This is a genomic window from Micromonospora cremea (assembly GCF_900143515.1).
Lineage (GTDB): Bacteria > Actinomycetota > Actinomycetes > Mycobacteriales > Micromonosporaceae > Micromonospora > Micromonospora cremea.
Window position 1 is genome coordinate 3,910,451 of the sequence record NZ_FSQT01000002.1, and the last position, 16,554, is coordinate 3,927,004.

The window sequence follows — 16,554 nt, forward strand, 5'->3', positions numbered from 1 at the left end:
GATGGGTGGCACCAAGGCAGCGGTCGCCGAGGTCGAGGTGGCCGGGCACACCGTACGGCTGAGCAGTCCCGACCGGGTGATCTTCCCGCAGCGGGGCTTCACCAAGGCGGACGTCTTCCACTACTACCTCGCGGTCGGCGACGGGATCATGCGCGCCCTGCGGGACCGGCCCACCACGCTGCAACGCTTCCCCGAGGGCGTCGAAGGAGAGATGTTCTTCCAGAAGCGGGTGCCGACCCGCGGCGTCCCGTCGTGGGTGACGACCGCGGAGATCACCTTCCCGAGCGGCCGGAGCGCGGCCGAGCTCTGCCCGGCCGACCTGGCCCACGTGGCCTGGGCGGCGCAGATGGGCACGATCGTGTTCCACCCGTGGCCGGTGCGCGCCGCCGACGTGGACCGCCCCGACGAGCTGCGCATCGACCTGGACCCTCAGCCCGGCACGGACTTCGCCGACGCGGCGCGGGCCGCCACAGAGGTCCGCGCGGTGCTCGACGAGCTGGGCGCCACCGGCTGGCCCAAGACCTCCGGCGGCCGGGGCGTGCACGTCTACCTGCGCATCGCCCCACGCTGGACGTTCACCGAGGTGCGCCGGGCCACCATCGCGCTCGCCCGGGAGGTGGAGCGCCGCTGCCCCGACCTGGTCACCACCGCCTGGTGGAAGGAGGAGCGGGGCAGCCGGGTCTTCGTCGACTACAACCAGATGGCCCGGGACCGGACGATCGCCTGCGCGTACTCGCTGCGGGCCAACGCGCGGGCCACCGTCTCCACCCCCGTCACCTGGGACGAGCTGCCCGACGTCGACCCGGACGACTTCGACCTGCGCACCGTCCCGGCCCGGCTCACGGAACGGGGCGACCCGCACACCGGCATCGACGACGCCCCGTGGGACATCACCCCGCTGCTGGATTGGGCCGAGCGGGATGCCGCCGCCGGCCAGGGTGACCTGCCGTACCCGCCGGACCACCCGAAGATGCCCGGCGAGCCCAAGCGGGTCCAGCCCAGCCGCGCCAAGCGCACCCCCGGCGACGACAGCGCCTGACGGTGGTCCTCGACGCCGACCCCGACGCGCGTCGTGATTTCCGGATCGGGCCCGTCACGACCGGCGCTCAACCGGACATGAAGTAGACGTGAGCTCCGGGACCGAGCACGAGGACCTCTTTCGACGCGCCTACGCGGCCAACTTCGAGCCGCTGCTGGCGTACGCACTGCGGCGCGTCGAGCAACCCGAAGACGCGGCCGACGTGGTCGCCGAGACCTTCCTCGTCGCCTGGCGGCGCAGCCGGGAGATGCCGCCCGAGGCCGAGGTGCGGCTCTGGCTGCACGGCGTGGCCCGGCGGGTGCTGGCCAACCACCACCGCGGCGGCGTGCGCCGGGGACGGCTGGGTGAACGGTTGCGGCAACGCCTCCGGCCCGTGGTCGCCGCCGATCCGGGCAGCGAGGTGCCCGAACGGCTCACGGTCCGGGCCGCGCTGGCCGGGCTGGGCGAGTCGGACCGGGAGGTGTTGATGCTGACCTTCTGGGAGGGCCTGGAGCCGCGTGAGGTCGCCACGGTCCTGCACGTGAGCCCGGCCGCGGTCCGTACCCGGCTGTCGCGGGCCCGGGCCCGGTTGCGTGATCTCGTCGGTGACGATCTCGCACCACCCGGACATGTACTCGACGTCATGGCCGCACGAGCCCCAGAGGAGGGCAGATGACCGACGAGCACCTCGACCGGATGGTCCGAGACGCCGACCCGTACCGACCCGATGTCATCACGCACCTCGACGGGGCCGCGCAGAACCTCCTGGAGGAGATCATGTCCGCGCCGACCCTCGAACCCGTCGCCGAACCACCGGGCACACGCTCCCGCAGGCGCCGCACCGTGCTGGGCGGTCTCGCCAGCGCCAGCGTCGCGGCCGCCGTTCTCGCCGTTGTCTTCGGCGTCTCGGTCGTGAATTCCGATCAGCCGGGAGGCGGCGAGGCGTCCCCGGAGACCAGCCCCACCTCGGGAGCGACGGCAACGGCGGCCTACTCGGCCATGGTGCTCAAGGCGGCCGAGGAGAGCCCGCGGCTGTTGATCGACCAGCCCGGCTGGAAGGCGACCACCGTCTATGGGTTCGCTGAAAAGGAGGGCACCATCGCGTTCCGCAACGACGAGCGGGAACTGTCGATGAACTGGTACCCGGCCGGCCAGTACGACGGCTACCACGAGGATCGGCTCCACGTCAGCAAGCCGGAGCAGGTGAAGGTCGACGGCTGGCCGGGCGACCTGTTCCGGTACAGCGCGAGCGACTTCGCGGTCATGCTCAAGCCCCGCGACGGTTCCTTCGTCGAACTACGTGCCGGAGGCACGTGGACGCGGACCGAGTTCGATCGGGTTATCGCCGACGTCGTGCGCGTCGACGCCCGTACCTGGCTGGCCGCGCTTCCGGCGGAGATCGTCACGCCCGAGCGGGCAGACGAGCAGGCGGCCAAGGTTCTCGCGGACGTGCCGCTCCCTCCAGGCTTCGACGCCACCGCGCTGGGCGCCCTGGGCACCAACGACGCCTACCAGTTCGGCGCCAAGGTGACCAGCCGCGTCGGCTGTGGGTGGATCGCCGAGTGGCTGCGCGCGAAGCAGGCCGGCGACGCCGCCGCCCTCAAGCGGGCCGCCGACGCGTTGCGCAGCAGCCACACGTGGAAGGTGCTGCACCAGATGAACGATGAGGGCGACTGGCCGGAGGTGTTCTGGGAGACCGCCGACGAGGTGGCCGCCGGGAAGTCGCCCGCCGGGTACCGGGAGGCCCTGGGCTGCGAGTAGACGTCCTGGGCAGCCGAGCAGTTTCGGACCGGGCGCTGAGGATCAGCCGATCCTCGGCGCCCGGTGCTGCGCGATCGTGAGTGGCCAGATGACACTGCACCTATTGACATTCGATAGGTAACGAGCGAAGATCGATGCATGGTCACAGAGCATCGAGCGGTGTTTCCGCTCAGGGTCTTTCTCGTGCTGCTGTTCGGGGTCCTGGTCATGTTCCAGACCTTCTCGCTGCCCGGACAGTTCGCCCACATGGCGAAGGAGTCGCCGGACTTCGCGTACCTGAGGTGGCCGGCGACTGCCGTGACGGTGTTCTGGGTGCTGTGTGTCCAGGTGGTGATCGTGGCCACCTGGAAGCTGCTCAGCCTGGTCAAGAACGACCGCATCTTCACCGAGACGGCCCTGAAATGGGTGGATGCGATCGTGTGGGCCATCGCCGCCGCGTGGGTGGTGCTCGTGGGCGTCTTCCTGTACGTCGGATTCAACGCCGACGACCCGGGGTTGCCGCTCCTGCTGTTCCTGATGACGACGGGCGTCACCGTGCTCGGGCTGCTGATGGTGGTGATGCGCGCACTGCTGCGGCAGGCCACCGCACTGCGCACCGACATGGAAGCGGTGATCTGATGCCGATCATCGTCCGCATCGACGTCGAGCTGGCGAAACGCAAGATGAGCGTCGGTGAGTTCGCCGAGCGTGTCGGCCTCACCCCGGCGAACGTGGCCGTACTGAAGAACGGCCGGGCCAAAGCCGTCCGCTTCAGCACCCTGGAGGCCATGTGCCGGGTGCTCGACTGCCAGCCCGGCGATCTGCTCGAGTGGGTCGAGGAGGAAACCCCATGAAGTACGTCCTCGCGATCGTCACCATCCTCGCCGTCGGGCTCGGTGTCGCCGGCATCGTGCTCGGGGAGGCCGATGACTCTCCGGGCCTCCAACTCCTGGGCGTCGTGATCGTCGTCGGCGCGGTCGCGTTCGCCGTCCGGAGCGTCCGACGTGGCAGGCAGCGGTGACGCTCCAGCGCTGAGCCGTGCCCGCCAGCCCGTCCCCGCGTAACGATCAAGTAACGGGCGCGAACCTTTCCCGGTAGATGACCTGTCTTGATGGTCGTCGGCCCGCCAGGGCCAGGGGAGGCGTCGGATGAAGTTGGTGTGGAGGCGGGCCCGCGAGGCGCGCGGTCTGCTGGTTGCCGCGGTGATCGCCGCCCTGGTCGCCGTCGCGTTGGTCACCGGCCTGTCCGACTACAACCGCCGCGCGGTGGACGCCGGGCAGCGGGCGCTGGTGGCCGCCTCGCCGGCTGAGGAGCGCGGCCTGCTGGTCAGCGGCTCCGGTGGGCGCGACGCCGCCGAGTTCGCCACCCGGGACAAGGCCGTCCGGGCCGGGATCGCCGGCGGGTTCGCCGGCGTCCCGGTCATCGTCGGCGCGGCCCGGTACGGCACTGGCCGGGAGCTGACCGGCGATCTCGGATCCGTGCCCCGCACCGACGACGAACCCATCTTCGCGAATGTGGCCACGTTCGACGACCTGGCCGGGCACGCCGAGCTGACCAGCGGGGCGTGGCCCCGGCCCGGGGCGAACCCGATCCAGGTGAGCCTCCCCGAGCGGGTAGCCGGCCAGCTGGGGCTGAGCGTCGGCGAACGCGTCCCGGTGCGCGACCGGTCCGCCGAACAGCGCAGCGAACTCGTGGTCGCCGGCACCTGGCGGCCCCGCGACCCGACCGACGCGTACTGGCTGCTGGCCCCCGGGGTGGGGGCAGACAGCGTCGGATCCACCACCTCGTACGGGCCGTTCGCGCTCGACCCGGCTGACTTCGCGGCCACCTTCCGGGGCTCGGTGTCGGCGTCCTGGCTGGCCGAACCGGACCTCGGCGGTGTCAACACCGCCGACCTGCCGGCCATGCGGAAAGCCCTCACCGAGGCCACCACGACGGTGACCGAGGCCGCTCAACTGGGCAGCTCCGGGCAGGCGGTGACCAAGATGGAACGGCTGCTGGACCGGATCGCCCGCGCCGATCTGGTGGGCCGCTCCTCGCTGGCCACCCCGCTGTTGCTCATCCTGGTGCTCGGCGGGTACGCACTGGTGCTGGTCGCCGCCCTGCTGCATGAGGACCGCCGCCCCCAGACCGCGCTGCTGCGTGCCCGTGGCGCAGCCCGCCGGCAGCTGGCCGGCTTGGCCGCCCGAGAGGCGACCCTGGTGGTCGCCCCGGCCGCCATGCTGGGCCCGCTGATCGCCAGTGAGGCGCTGCGGTACATCCGGCCCGGCGGGTCGGCGGAACTCTCCACCGCCGGCGGTAACACCACCCTGGTCTGGGCAGCCGCCGCGGCCACCGCGGCCGGCTGCCTGGTCGCCATGGTTCTTCCGGCGCTGCGCAGCGCCGGCACGTACGTGGCGGACATGGCCGCCCGGTCGCGGCCGAACCGGGCCGCGAGCGTCCAGCGGGCCAGCGTCGACCTGGTGCTGGTGGCGCTCGCCGTGCTCGCCTGGGTGCAGCTGCGCCGGTACGCCTCCCCGCTGGCCGGCTCGGGCGGCCAGCTCGGGCTCGACCCGCTGTTGATCGCCGCGCCCACGCTCGGCGTGCTGGCCGGCGCCGTGCTGGCGTTGCGGGTGCTTCCGCCGCTCACGCGGTTCGCCGAGCGGTTCGTCGACCGACGGCCCTGGACGGCCACCATGCTCGGCATGTGGCAGGCGGGCCGGCGTCCACACGCCGGCCCGGTGCTGCTGCTCGCCCTCGCCGTCGGAGGCAGCACCCTGGCCTGGTCCCTGATCAGCACGGGGGAGCGGTCCCAGGTTGAGCAGGCCAGTCACACGGTCGGCGCCGACCTGCGGGTGACCGAACGGACCGGGTCAGCCCCGCCGAGCCGCGCCGGTCAACTCGCCGCGCTGCCGGGCGTGGACCGGGTGTTGCCGGCGTGGCGGGACGAGACGCGGGTCGGCCGGGAGGACCTGCCGGTGACCGTGATCGGCGTCGACCCCGCAAGCGCTCCCGGCGTCGTCCGACTCGCCGACCGGCTGAGCGACGAACCGGTGTCGGACCAGTACAAGCGAATGGTCGGGGCGCGGGGAGAGCCCGTGGGCATCGAGTTGCCCGCCGACGCCCGAGCGATCACCGGCACGGTTCGCACCCCGGTGGTCAGGGCCGTACAGCCGGTCCGGGTCGCGGTGACGCTGCTGGTCACCAGCTCCAACGGGCTCATCCTGCGGCTGCCGATAGCCGACGCCGACAGTGCTGACCGGGCCACCCGGTTCACCGTGCGACTGCCCGACGTGGGCGGGGCACGGCTGCGGCTGGCCGGGTTCGAAGCCGACGGCGGGCGGGCGGCCGGCAGCTCCTACGGGCTCGAGGTGGACGGGTTGACGGTGGTCGCCGCCGACGGCACGACCCGGCCCGCCGGGCTGACGGGAGACTGGGTGATGAAGGTCCCCGGCAAGGGACCCTCGCCGGTGTTGAGCACCGCCACCGGGATCGTCGCGGTCAACGCGGTGGCGGTGCTTCCGGGCGAGGAGCTCGCGTTCCAGCCGTCCACCCGGTTCGCCGTCGTGCCGGCCGGCGGCAGCACGCCCGTGCCGGTGCTGATGACCCCCCGGGTACGCGACGTACTGAGCTTGAGCGTCGGCGACACCGTCGACCTGACGCTCTCCGGGGCGACGCTCCGGGTCCACCTGGTCGGTGAGCTGACCGCCGTGCCGGCCACCACCGGGGAGGGGATACTGCTCGACCTGCCCGCGGCGGTCGACACGCTGATTCGGGACAGCGGCGCGGTGCGACTCGTACCTGAGTGGTGGGTCCGCGCCGACGACCCGAGGGCCGCCGCCCGAGCGGCCAGCGAGCTGCCGGACGTCACCGTGCTCAACCGGGAGGCGGTCATCGAGTCGGCCGCCGACGACCCGTACTGGCGCGGATCCCGTACCGGGATGCTCGCCGCGGCGCTCGGTGCGGTGCTCCTCGCCCTGGTCGGCCTCATGGTGGACGTGTGGGCCACCGCGCGGCGCCGGCTGAGCGAGTTCGCCGTGCTGCACACCCTCGGCGCCACGCCTCGGCTGCTGGCCCGGGCGCTGCTGGCCGAACAGACCTTCCTCGCCGGCATCGGCGTGGGGGTCGGGCTGCTGCTCGGCGCCGCGGTCGGGGCCACCATGGCCCCGCTGGTCATCCTCACCCCGGCCGCCGGCCGGCCGGTGCCCCCGGCGACGTTCGCGCTGCCCTGGGTGCCGATCGGCGTGACGGCGGTCGGTCTGCTGCTGGCGGCGCTCGCCTTCAGCGCGTTCATCGCCACCGGCATCCGACAGCGGATGGCGGCGGTGCAGCTGCGAATCGGGGGAGAACGATGAGCGTCGGCGGGGCCGTCCGGCGGGTCCGGGCGTACGGTGGGCAGTTCCTGCTCCTGGCGGTGCTGACCCTGGTGGTCACGCTGCTCATCAGCGGGGTGCCCCGGCTGGTCAACCGGCTCGCCGAACAGGGACTGCGCGCCCAGCTGAACAGCGAGCCGGCCGCCCGCCGGGACGTCTCGTACACCTCCGAGTTCCAGACCGCCTCTCCGGTGGATTCGGTCATGGCCGACGCCCGTGCGCGGTCGGAGGCCCTGGCCGAGCAGATGCCGCCGCGGCTGCGCTCTGCGGTGGAGGAGCAGTGGTTCAGCGTGGACGTCGCGCCGGCCCGCCTGGTCGGCCCCGACCTGGCAGCCCGCAAACTGCTGGTCGATTTGAGTCTGCGTGCCCTCCCCGGCGTTCAGCAGGCCGGCACCCTCGTCGAGGGGGCGTGGCCGAACGAGACGTACGTCCCCGGTCGGCCGATCGAGGTGGCGCTCGACGTCGACGTGGCCCGCAAGCTCAACCTGCGGCCCGGCAGCAAACTGCACATCGGTAACGCCACCGAGACCGGTCTCACCGACGTGGCCCCGGTGGTGGTGGCGGGGCTGTTCCGCCCCGTCGACCCTGCGAACGGCATCTGGGACGGGCTGCCACCGCTGCAGCGGATCACCGAGCCGCTCGGGGACGGCGAGCCGTTGATCGTCGTGGGCGTGGTCGCCGAGTCGGCCCTCAACAAGCGGGCCGCGGCCGGTTGGTCCGTGCGGTCCGACTGGCGGTACCGGCTGGGCGTCGACCGGATCGACGCGCGCCATCTGGATCAGCTGATCGACGGCCTGCAGCAGATGCAGCGCAGCAAACCGTCGACCCTCACGTTGACCCAGGGTGTCGATGTGCCGCTGCGCGCGTTCGCCGCCCAGGTGAACGCCGCCCGTACCCTGCTCGCGGTGATCGCGGCCGGCGTGCTGGCCACCCTGGCCGGGCTGATCGTGCTCGCGGCCACCCTCGCCATCCGGCGGCGCCGGGCGGAGTTCGTTCTGCTGCGTGCCCGCGGTGGCGCCGCCACCGCCGGCGCCCGGCGCAGCCTGGCCGAGTCACTGCTGGTGGTGCCGATAGCCGCCGCGGTGGGCTGGTGGCTGGGCACCCTGTTCCCCGGCGCTCCGGACCCGACCGCGCCGTACGCCGCTGCGGCGGCCGTCCTGGTCACCCTGGCGCTGCCGATGGCGACACTGGCGGTACCGGCCGGTGGGGCGGCACGTCGTGACCTGGTCCGGGTACGCCCGTCGGCCCGCCGGCTCACCGTCGAGGTCTCCCTGCTGCTGCTCGCCGGACTCGCCGCGGTGCTGTTGCGCCGGCGCGGCCTCACCCTCGGCGAGGTGGACCCGCTGCTGGTGTCGGTACCGGTGCTGCTAGCGGTCGCGGCGGCGGTGCTCGCGCTGCGGGCGTACCCCTGGCCGTTGCTGCTGGTCAGCCGACTGGCCGCCCGGACCCGGGGCAGCGTCGCCTTCCTCGGCACGGCGCGGGCCGGCCGGTCGGCCGTCGCCGCTCCGCTGGTCGTCGTGGTGCTGGCGATCGGCACCGCGGCGTTCTGCGCGGTGGTCGCCGCCGGCGTCGGCGCGAGCCGAGAACGGGCTGCCGAGCAGATCGTGCCCGCCGACGCGGTGATCCGCGGGGAGCGCTTCGCACCCGACACCGTCGACGAGTTGGGCCGCCTGCCGGGGGTGCAAGCCGTCACGCGAGTGCTGTTGGAGTCTGATGAGCGACTGGCCGTGGACGAACTCGGCACCGACGCGCGGGTCGCGCAGACGGCCGTGCTCCTGGTCGACGGCTCGGGACTGGACGCGGTGGCCCGGGAATCCGATGTGGACCTGTCGGTCCCGGCCGCGCTGCGCACCGCCCGGCCGGAACCGGGGCCGCTGCCGGCGATCGTCTCCCCGGCGGTCGCCGCCGACCTGGCCAAGGCCGGGCTGGACCACTCCGCGTTCATCTCGGTGCAGGGCCAGCGGTACGAGTTCCGGGTGGCCGGCACCGAGGAGAGTTTCCCGCTGCTGTCGTCGAACAGCGGCCGGTTCGTCATCCTGCCCTGGCAGGCGCTGCCGGCGCGGAACACCACGCCCGTCCCGACCAGCCTGCTGATTGCCGGCGACCGGTTGGACCAGGAGGCGCTGCGCCAGGCCGGTGACCAGGGACAGGAGCGGTACCAGAACACCGGTGCGGTGACCGGCAAGGACCGGCCGATCCGGGCCACCGTCGACACCCGGGCGGGCGTCCGGCGGGATCTCGGTAACGGCGGCGCGAACGGCGTACTGGCCTTCGGATTCGTGGTCGGCGCCGTCGGCGGCACCGTACTCGGGCTGCTGGCCATCGCGTTCACCGTGCTGGCCGGCGCCCGAGCCCGGGGCCAGGTGCTGTCCCGGCTGCGCACCCTCGGCCTGTCCCGCCGGCAGTGGCGGGGGCTGCTGCTGGTCGAGTTGACCCCGCTGGTCGCGGTGTCGGTGCTGACCGGCGCGCTGGTCGGCGCGGTGCTGCCCCTGCTGCTCAACCCGGTGCTCGGCCTGTCCGCGTTCACCAGTGGTATGCCGGTCCGGGTGGCCTTCGAACCCAGCCTGGTCGCCGCGGTGCTCGCGCTCGGGGCGGTCGCCCTCGGCTTCGCGGTCACCGTCGAAGCCCTGAACAACCGCCGGTTGCGCCTCGGTGAGGTGCTCCGGCTCGGAGAGGAGAGCTGAGATGACCGCTACCGCCCAGACTCCACTGGTGCCCGACCTGGCCGCCCTGCAACAGCGGGCCGCGCAACGCGCCGCTGAGCGGGCCGGCGGCCAGGACCGGCTGCGTGGGCACATCGTCTGCGACGGCCTGGTGCGCATCTTCAAGACCGAGGGGGTGGAGGTGGTCGCCCTGCAGGGGCTCGACCTGGTCATCGACCGGGGTGAGCTGGTGGCGATCGTGGGTGCCTCCGGCTCTGGTAAGTCGACGCTGCTCAACATCCTGTCCGGCCTGGACACCCCGACCGCCGGTATCGCCCGGGTGGCCGACTACGACCTGCTCGCGCTGTCGGCCAAGCGACGGCTCAGCTACCGGCGGGAGCTGGTCGGGTTCGTCTGGCAGCAGACTGGCCGCAACCTGCTGCCGTACCTGACCGCATTGGAGAATGTCGAGCTGCCGATGCAGCTCGCGGGCAAGCGTTCCCGGCGTGCCCGCCGGGAACGGGCCCGGGAGCTGCTCGACCTGGTCGGGGTGGGCTACTGCGCGGACCGGCGACCGGGTCAGCTCAGCGGCGGCGAGCAGCAGCGGGTCGCGGTGGCGGTGGCGGTGGCAAACGATCCGGAGGTGCTCTTCGCGGACGAGCCGACCGGCGAGCTGGACGAGGCGACCGGCGCCGAGGTCTTCGGGGCGCTGCGCACCATCAATGCCGAGCTCGGTGTGACCATCGTGGTGGTCACCCACGACCACGCCGTGGCCACGCAGGTCCGCCGGACCGTCGCGATCCGCGACGGCCGGACCGCCTCAGAGGTACGCCGGAGCGCGCGGGTCGGCGCGGACGGCAGCACTGAGCTGGTCAGCGAGGAGTACGCGGTGCTGGACCGGAACGGCCGGATGCAGCTGCCGGCCGCCTTCGTCGACGCGTTGGCGCTGCGGGAACGGGTTCGGCTCGACCTGGAGCCGGACCATGTGCAGGTACGGCCCGGTGACCGGGCGTCGGACGGACGGGAGGCACGGGCGTGAGCCGTCGGGACATGGTGATCGCGGACGCGGCCGGGGTCGGCGGACTGATCGCACCCGGCGAGGTGGTCCGGGTCAGCGGCGTCAGCCGGACCTTCGGCCGGGGCGAGCACGCCGTGCACGCGGTGCGGGACGTCTCGTTCAGCGCCCACCGTGGCGAGCTGGTCGCCATCCAGGGCCGCTCCGGCGCCGGCAAGACCACGCTGCTGAACCTCATCGGCGGGCTGGACCGGCCGGACAGCGGCCAGGTGGTGGTGGCCGGGCACGAGGTGACCGCGGCGGGCGAGGCGGAGCTGTTGCAGCTGCGCCGGGGCACCCTCGGCTTCGTGTTCCAGACCTTCGGGCTGGTGCCGATCCTCTCCGCCGCCGAGAACGTGGGCGTGCCGCTGCGACTGGCCCAGGTGCCGGCGGCCGAGCGGGAGCAGCGGGTCGCCGTGCTGTTGGAACTGGTCGGCCTGGGCGGGCACGCGGCGCAGCGCCCGTACGAACTCTCCGGCGGGCAGCAGCAGCGGGTCGCGGTGGCGCGCGCGCTGGCGAACGAGCCGGATCTGCTCATTGCCGACGAGCCGACCGGCCAGCTCGACTCGGAGACCGGGCGGTCCATCATGGACCTGCTGCGCGCGGTGGTGCACGCCCGCGGCATGACGGCCCTGGTGGCCACGCACGATCCGGCCCTGATCGACCTCGCCGACCGGGTGCTCAACCTGCGGGACGGTCGCCTGGTGCAGGCGTGATCCGATGGCGGCGCCCGGATGGTGGACTCGGCGGGGCCGGGCGGCAGGGGGCGAGTTGCTCCCTGTCGAGCTGCCCCAGATATGAAGCGCGCCTGGACCGGGCGCACAGGCTCACGGAGCGGGCGGGGGCCGGACGCCTAACCGACCGGGCGGCGGCCCGCTGAGCGACGTCGCCCGCCGGTCGCCCACCCGTCGCCCACCGATCGCCCGCCGTTCGCCCGCCAATCGACCACCGGTCGCCAGCCGGTCGCCGACCGGTCGCCCGTCGCTGCCCCAGATCTGGGGCAGCTCGACAGGTGCTGAGCGGACGGGCACCCGGGGTTCCCCACGTCCCTGAGGTGCGATGGGATTGCGGGGGCTTGCGCCTCCGCGACACCACCGCCGGGCCGTCAGAGCGTGAGCTTCATGCCCTCGTGGCTGGCCACGAAGCCGAGGCTCAGGTAGAAGCGGTGCGCGTCCTGGCGGGTCTTGTCCGTGGTGAGCTGCACCAGCGCGCAGCCACGCCGCCGAGCCTGGTCGATAGCCCAGGCCATCAGCTCGCGGCCCAGCCCCTGGCCGCGCCGGTCGGAGCGGACCCGGACCGACTCGATCAGGGACCGCTCGGCGCCGTGCCGGCCGAGCCCCGGGATGTAGGTGATCTGGAGGCAGCCGACCAACTCGCCACCCTGCTCGGCCACGATCAGCTGGTTGCGTGGGTCGGCGCTGATGTCCGCGAAGGCCCGCTCGTACGCCTCGTCGACCGTGGTGAAGTCGCGGGCCTTGCCCAGGACGTCGTCGGCGAGCAGGGCGATGACGGCGGGCAGGTCCGCCCGGATCGCCTCGCGGTAGATCAGATCGGTCATGCCGGTGAGCCTGGCACAACGACATCGGCGGATGGGGCGGTGCTGCTTGCCCGTGCGGGGCAGCATGGGCGGCATGGAGGCCCTGCTGCTGCCGTTCCGTTGGATCTACCGGGCGTTGGTGTGGTTCGCGAACTCGCCGCGCACCCTGATCACGTCGTACCTGCTGATGATCGTGGTGGCCGGGGTGATCTATGGCGAGGTCGAGCAGCGCAGCCCCGCCGACGCGGTCTGGTGGGCGGTGGTGACCGCGTCCACCGTCGGGTACGGCGACATCTCACCGACCAGCTGGGCGGGCCGCACCCTCGCCGCGCTGCTCATCTCGACCATGGTCCTGCTGGTCATCCCACTGATCACCGCGCACTTCGCGAGCCGGCTCATCGTCGACGACGACGCCTTCGAGCACGAGGAGCAGGAGCAGCTCAAGGCCGACGTGCGCCGGATGCGGGCGCTGCTGGAGGAACTGGCCGCCCGGCAGGGGATCGAGCTGCCGCCGCTGCCGCCGACCCGGCCGGTCACCGGGCCGGGCAGCGCAGCCCCTCCCTGGGAACGGTCAGGTCGATCAGGTAGGCGTCGACCGCGGCGGTGATGCAGGAGGTCTGCGGGTAGGCGGTGTGCCCCTCACCCTCCCAGGTGAGCACTCGGCCGACGCCGAGCATCGAGGCGAGCCGACCGGTCTGCTCATAGGGCGTCGCCGGGTCACCGGTGGTGCCGACCACCACGATCGGCGGCGCGCCGGTCGCCCGGCCGGTCGGGTACGGGTCCCGCCGGCCCGGCCACTCGACGCAGCTCAGCATGCCGACCGCGAGCGCCGGCCCGAACAGCGGGTACTTCGTGCGCCACTGCGACTGCAACTGGCGGATCTGCTCCCGGCTCGGCTTCTCCGTCTCGTCCGCGCAGTTGATGGCGAGGTTGGCGTCGAACAGGTTCGAGTAGTGGCCGTCGTCCTGCCGGCCGGCGTACGCGTCGGCGAGCCGGAACACGTCCTTCGGGTCGCCCTCGGCCAGCCGGTCGATCGCCCGGGCCAGCTCCTGCCAGCCGGACTCCGTGTAGAGCGAGGAGATGACCGCGTAGAACACCCAGCCGGCGGTGGCCTCCCGCCCGTCGTCGCCGCGTACCGGGGAGACCCGGGCCTTGTCGATCGCCGAGGTGACCGCGGCCCGCGCGTCCGGGGCGATCGGGCAGCGGGCGGCGTTCGCCGCGCACCAGCGGCTGAAGTTGCCGAAGGCCCGCTCGAAGCCGCGGGCCTGACTCTCCGACCCGGCCACCAGCCGCTGCCGCGGGTCGACCGCGCCGTCCAGGACCAGCGCCCGCACCCGCTGCGGGTAGAGCTGGGCGTAGATGGCGCCGAGCAGCGTGCCGTAGGAGTAGCCCAGGTAGGTGAGCTTGTCGTCGCCGACGGCGGCGCGGACCGCCTCCATGTCCCGGGCGGCCTGCTCGCTGCCGTAGAGCGGCAGCTGGTCGCCGTACCGGTCGCCGCAGCCGCGCCCGATCCGCTGGCTCAGCCCCACGAAGCCGTCGAACGCGGCCTGGCTGGTCGGATCGGGGTCGTAGCCGAAACTGGCGTCCAGGTTGGCGTCGGAGATGCACTTGACCGGGCTGGATCGGCTCACCCCGCGCGGGTCGAAGCCGACGATGTCGAAACGCTCGGTGATCGTGGTGGGCAGCCCGCCGAACTGGGTGCCGAAGGAGAGGTAGACGGCGGTGTCGACGCCGGAGCCGCCGGGGCCGCCCGGGTTGACCACCAGCGAGCCGACCCGGTCCCGCTGCTTGGTGGACCGAGCCCGCAGCAGAGCGATCTCGAAGGTCTGCCCCGCGCCCGGCCCGGCGGTCGCTCCGCCGCCGGTGCCCCAGTCGCGCGGCACCGCGATCCGGGCGCACTCGTAGCGCATGTCCGGGGCGCCCCGCCCGACCAGCTCGTCGGCGACCTCCGGGCAGGCCCGCCAGGCCGGCGCGCCGCCGGCCGGCGCCGCCTCGCCCTCCACCTCGGTGCGTGGCGCGAAGGCCGGCAGGGTGCAGCCGGCGGTGAGCAGCGCGGCCACGGCGAAGGCGGCGAGCCTACGACGGACCCGGCGACTGGTCGCCATCCGAGGCTGGGCGGCGGTGCGGGTCACGTGGTCCTCCCGGGTCGAGTCGACGGCCAGGCTACGCCGGGCCGGTGGCGGCCCGGTCCACGGTGGCCGCCGGGTCCCCGCGCAGCACCTGGTCCACGTCGAAGCGGATCGGGCGGTCGAGCTGGTCGTAGCGGCAGGAGAGGGGATCGCGGTCCGGTCGCCACCGGACGAACTGTGCGGTGTGCCGGAACCGCTCGCCCTCCATCGCGTCGTAGCCGACCTCGACCACCAGCTCCGGGCGCAGCGGCTCCCACTCCAGGTTCTTCGTGCCGGTCCACCGGCTGACCCCGCCCGGGATGCGCTGGCCGCGCTCGTGGTCGCCGTGCACCCACGGGTGTTCGCCGCCGGTGTCCCGGTAAGGCGCCAGCTCGTCGAGAAGCTCGGCCCGCCGGGCCATGCTGAACGACGCGCTCACTCCCACGTGGTGCAGCACCCCCGCGTCGTCGTAGAGGCCGAGCAGCAGCGAGCCGACCACCGGACCGGACTTGTGCCAGCGGAAGCCGGCCACCACCGCGTCCGCGGTGCGGGCGTGCTTGACCTTGATCATCAGCCGCTTGCCCGGCTCGTACGGCAGGTCGGCCGGCTTGACGATCAACCCGTCCAGCCCGGCGCCCTCGAAGACGTCGAACCAGCGACGCGCGGTCTCCGGATCGGTGGTGACCTGGGTGACGTGCACTGGCGGACGGACCCCGGCCAGCGCCTCGACCAGCCGCTCCCGGCGGCGCGGATAGGGCTGGTCGAGCAGCGCCTCGTCGCCGATGGCCAGCAGGTCGAAGGCGACGAAGTCGGCCGGGGTGGTCTCGGCCAGCAGCTTCACCCGGGACGCGGCCGGGTGGATGCGCTGGGCCAGCAGCTCGAAATCCAGCCGGGGCTGGCCGCTCGGGCCGTCCCGCCGGATCACGATCAGCTCGCCGTCGACCGCGCACCGCTCGGGCAGCTGCCGGAGGGCCTGCTCGACCACCTCCGGGAAGTAGCGGGTCATCGACTTGCCGCCCCGGCTGGCCAGCTCCACCTCGTCGCCGTCGCGGAAGACGATGCACCGGAACCCGTCCCACTTGGGCTCATACGTCATCCCGGGCGCGGTGGGCAGCTTGGGGACGCTCTTGGCCAGCATCGGCTCGACCGGGGGGTTGATCGGCAGGTCCACGGCGACCAGTCAATCAGACGGTGCCGACAGTCGTGAGGCAGATCACCGTGGGTGCCGGGGTGGCGTGTCCGCGCACGCGTCGCTCGTCCTGTCCGGGCGGATCAGATAACCGCACGTCAGAGCTAGTTTCGCGAGGTGTCCGAGTGGGTCTGTGACTGCTGCGGGCGGTGGCGGGTGAGCGTCGAGCTGATCCGGGGCCGCTACCGGTACCGACTGATTCATCGCTACCCAGAGCGGTTCGGCGGTGGCAAGAACGTGCTCGGCGAGGCCGGGTCGGTGTCCGAGCTGGCGGAGCTGCTGCGCCGGTGTACCCCGCTCAGCCTGGCCGACCTGCACGAGGCCGCCTGACTCCCGGCGGCGGCGCCCCCCACGGGCCGGCTGTGCCGGCCGGCCGGCGGATGCCGGCGTCACGATCCACCGGGCAGCCTCGTCTCCATGGCGCGGCGACGCCGGGCGGCGCCGCCGGGGAGGAGACGCGATGCGGTTCGAAGCCGGCACGGAGATCGCCGCCGAGCCCCCGCGGGTCTGGGCGGTGCTGGTCGACGTGCAGCGGTGGCCCGAGTGGACGGCCTCGGTACGTCGGGTGCAGCGGGGGGAGCCCGGTCCGCTCACCGTCGGCGCGACCGCCCGGTTGGACCAGCCGAAACTGCGGCCGGCGGTCTGGCGGGTCACCGAGCTGACCGAGGAACAGGCGTTCACCTGGGTCTCCGACACCCCCGGGGTGCGGACCCGCGCGGAGCACCGGGTGCTGCCGCTGCCCGGCGGGCGCACCCGGGTCGAGCTGGCGATCGCGCAGTCCGGGCCGCTCGCCGGGCCGGTCGGCTGGCTGTACGGCAATCTGCTGCACCGCTATCTGCGGCTGGAGGCCGACGGGCTCAGGCGTCGGTGCGAACGGGGCTGACCGCTCCTCGACCGGCGGCCCGGACGCGGCG

The 16,554-nt window shown here is 73.2% G+C and carries 16 protein-coding genes; 13 read left to right on the forward strand and 3 right to left on the reverse strand.

Translation table 11 applies throughout. The annotated features are described in order from the left end of the window. Position 1 precedes the first annotated feature (1 nt). The 10 genes from ligD (at position 2) to BUS84_RS31845 (ending at position 11,522) form a co-directional block, all read left to right on the forward strand. Positions 2 to 1,039: a non-homologous end-joining DNA ligase gene (gene ligD / locus BUS84_RS31805; protein WP_074318103.1), complete on the forward strand. Its 1,038-nt coding sequence runs from the start codon at positions 2 to 4 to the stop codon at positions 1,037 to 1,039. Between the two features lie 88 nt (positions 1,040 to 1,127). After that, positions 1,128 to 1,694 (forward strand): RNA polymerase sigma factor, encoded by a 567-nt coding sequence (locus BUS84_RS31810; RefSeq protein WP_074318104.1) that lies wholly within the window; start codon positions 1,128 to 1,130, stop codon positions 1,692 to 1,694. Further along, on the forward strand, positions 1,691 to 2,779 hold the full coding sequence (locus tag BUS84_RS31815) for a hypothetical protein (protein WP_074318105.1): 1,089 nt from the start codon (positions 1,691 to 1,693) through the stop codon (positions 2,777 to 2,779). The genes BUS84_RS31810 and BUS84_RS31815 overlap by 4 nt, the downstream gene beginning before the upstream one ends. Before the next feature lie 159 nt (positions 2,780 to 2,938). Continuing rightward, a complete protein-coding gene (locus BUS84_RS31820; protein ID WP_244298786.1) occupies positions 2,939 to 3,397 on the forward strand; it encodes a DUF2975 domain-containing protein in 459 nt (152 codons plus the stop codon). Then, the gene (locus BUS84_RS31825) at positions 3,397 to 3,612 is read left to right on the forward strand and encodes a helix-turn-helix domain-containing protein (RefSeq protein ID WP_007457017.1); all 216 of its coding nucleotides are present in this window, start codon (positions 3,397 to 3,399) and stop codon (positions 3,610 to 3,612) included. Before BUS84_RS31820 ends, BUS84_RS31825 begins: the two co-directional genes overlap by 1 nt. After that, positions 3,609 to 3,779 (forward strand): hypothetical protein, encoded by a 171-nt coding sequence (locus tag BUS84_RS38770; RefSeq protein WP_167627086.1) that lies wholly within the window; start codon positions 3,609 to 3,611, stop codon positions 3,777 to 3,779. The genes BUS84_RS31825 and BUS84_RS38770 overlap by 4 nt, the downstream gene beginning before the upstream one ends. 127 nt (positions 3,780 to 3,906) lie before the next feature. Then, positions 3,907 to 7,092, forward strand: coding sequence for an ABC transporter permease (locus BUS84_RS31830; protein WP_074318107.1), 3,186 nt, complete (start codon positions 3,907 to 3,909; stop codon positions 7,090 to 7,092). Beyond that, positions 7,089 to 9,794, forward strand: coding sequence for an FtsX-like permease family protein (locus BUS84_RS31835; protein ID WP_074318108.1), 2,706 nt, complete (start codon positions 7,089 to 7,091; stop codon positions 9,792 to 9,794). The genes BUS84_RS31830 and BUS84_RS31835 overlap by 4 nt, the downstream gene beginning before the upstream one ends. A gap of 1 nt (position 9,795) precedes the next feature. After that, positions 9,796 to 10,791, forward strand: a complete 996-nt coding sequence (locus tag BUS84_RS31840) for an ABC transporter ATP-binding protein (protein WP_074318109.1) — start codon at positions 9,796 to 9,798, stop codon at positions 10,789 to 10,791. A gap of 11 nt (positions 10,792 to 10,802) precedes the next feature. Then, entirely contained in the window at positions 10,803 to 11,522 is a 720-nt protein-coding gene (locus tag BUS84_RS31845; protein ID WP_074318110.1) for an ABC transporter ATP-binding protein, read from the forward strand. 389 nt (positions 11,523 to 11,911) lie between these two features. Here BUS84_RS31845 and BUS84_RS31850 read toward each other — a convergent pair whose 3' ends face one another. Next, positions 11,912 to 12,364: a GNAT family N-acetyltransferase gene (locus BUS84_RS31850; protein ID WP_074318111.1), complete on the reverse strand. Its 453-nt coding sequence runs from the start codon at positions 12,362 to 12,364 to the stop codon at positions 11,912 to 11,914. A 73-nt stretch (positions 12,365 to 12,437) separates the two neighbouring features. Here BUS84_RS31850 and BUS84_RS31855 point away from each other — a divergent pair, with 73 nt between their 5' ends. Beyond that, entirely contained in the window at positions 12,438 to 12,950 is a 513-nt protein-coding gene (locus BUS84_RS31855) for a potassium channel family protein (protein ID WP_074319253.1), read from the forward strand. Here BUS84_RS31855 and BUS84_RS31860 read toward each other — a convergent pair. Both BUS84_RS31860 and BUS84_RS31865 read right to left on the reverse strand, forming a co-directional pair. After that, on the reverse strand, positions 12,877 to 14,448 hold the full coding sequence (locus tag BUS84_RS31860) for an alpha/beta hydrolase (protein ID WP_074319252.1): 1,572 nt from the start codon (positions 14,446 to 14,448) through the stop codon (positions 12,877 to 12,879). The genes BUS84_RS31855 and BUS84_RS31860 overlap by 74 nt on opposite strands. A 58-nt stretch (positions 14,449 to 14,506) precedes the next feature. Continuing rightward, positions 14,507 to 15,622: an ATP-dependent DNA ligase gene (locus tag BUS84_RS31865; protein WP_074318112.1), complete on the reverse strand. Its 1,116-nt coding sequence runs from the start codon at positions 15,620 to 15,622 to the stop codon at positions 14,507 to 14,509. Between the two features lie 135 nt (positions 15,623 to 15,757). On the opposite strand from BUS84_RS31865, the gene BUS84_RS31870 reads away from it, so the two are divergent. Both BUS84_RS31870 and BUS84_RS31875 read left to right on the forward strand, forming a co-directional pair. Beyond that, positions 15,758 to 15,970: a hypothetical protein gene (locus BUS84_RS31870; protein ID WP_074318113.1), complete on the forward strand. Its 213-nt coding sequence runs from the start codon at positions 15,758 to 15,760 to the stop codon at positions 15,968 to 15,970. A gap of 130 nt (positions 15,971 to 16,100) precedes the next feature. Next, complete coding sequence (locus tag BUS84_RS31875; RefSeq protein ID WP_074318114.1) at positions 16,101 to 16,523, forward strand: SRPBCC family protein; 423 nt, start codon at positions 16,101 to 16,103, stop codon at positions 16,521 to 16,523. Positions 16,524 to 16,554 lie beyond the last annotated feature (31 nt).

Excerpts from the sequence above, each read along its gene's own strand:
- BUS84_RS31860 (WP_074319252.1), bottom strand. The coding sequence starts at position 14,448 with ATGGCGACCAGTCGCCGGGTCCGTCGTAGGCTCGCCGCCTTCGCCGTG.
- BUS84_RS31835 (WP_074318108.1), top strand. The coding sequence starts at position 7,089 with ATGAGCGTCGGCGGGGCCGTCCGGCGGGTCCGGGCGTACGGTGGGCAG.
- BUS84_RS31830 (WP_074318107.1), top strand. The coding sequence starts at position 3,907 with ATGAAGTTGGTGTGGAGGCGGGCCCGCGAGGCGCGCGGTCTGCTGGTT.
- BUS84_RS31840 (WP_074318109.1), top strand. The coding sequence starts at position 9,796 with ATGACCGCTACCGCCCAGACTCCACTGGTGCCCGACCTGGCCGCCCTG.
- ligD (WP_074318103.1), top strand. The coding sequence starts at position 2 with ATGGGTGGCACCAAGGCAGCGGTCGCCGAGGTCGAGGTGGCCGGGCAC.
- BUS84_RS31845 (WP_074318110.1), top strand. The coding sequence starts at position 10,803 with ATGGTGATCGCGGACGCGGCCGGGGTCGGCGGACTGATCGCACCCGGC.
- BUS84_RS31875 (WP_074318114.1), top strand. The coding sequence starts at position 16,101 with ATGCGGTTCGAAGCCGGCACGGAGATCGCCGCCGAGCCCCCGCGGGTC.
- BUS84_RS31825 (WP_007457017.1), top strand. The coding sequence starts at position 3,397 with ATGCCGATCATCGTCCGCATCGACGTCGAGCTGGCGAAACGCAAGATG.
- BUS84_RS38770 (WP_167627086.1), top strand. The coding sequence starts at position 3,609 with ATGAAGTACGTCCTCGCGATCGTCACCATCCTCGCCGTCGGGCTCGGT.
- BUS84_RS31850 (WP_074318111.1), bottom strand. The coding sequence starts at position 12,364 with ATGACCGATCTGATCTACCGCGAGGCGATCCGGGCGGACCTGCCCGCC.
- BUS84_RS31855 (WP_074319253.1), top strand. The coding sequence starts at position 12,438 with ATGGAGGCCCTGCTGCTGCCGTTCCGTTGGATCTACCGGGCGTTGGTG.
- BUS84_RS31815 (WP_074318105.1), top strand. The coding sequence starts at position 1,691 with ATGACCGACGAGCACCTCGACCGGATGGTCCGAGACGCCGACCCGTAC.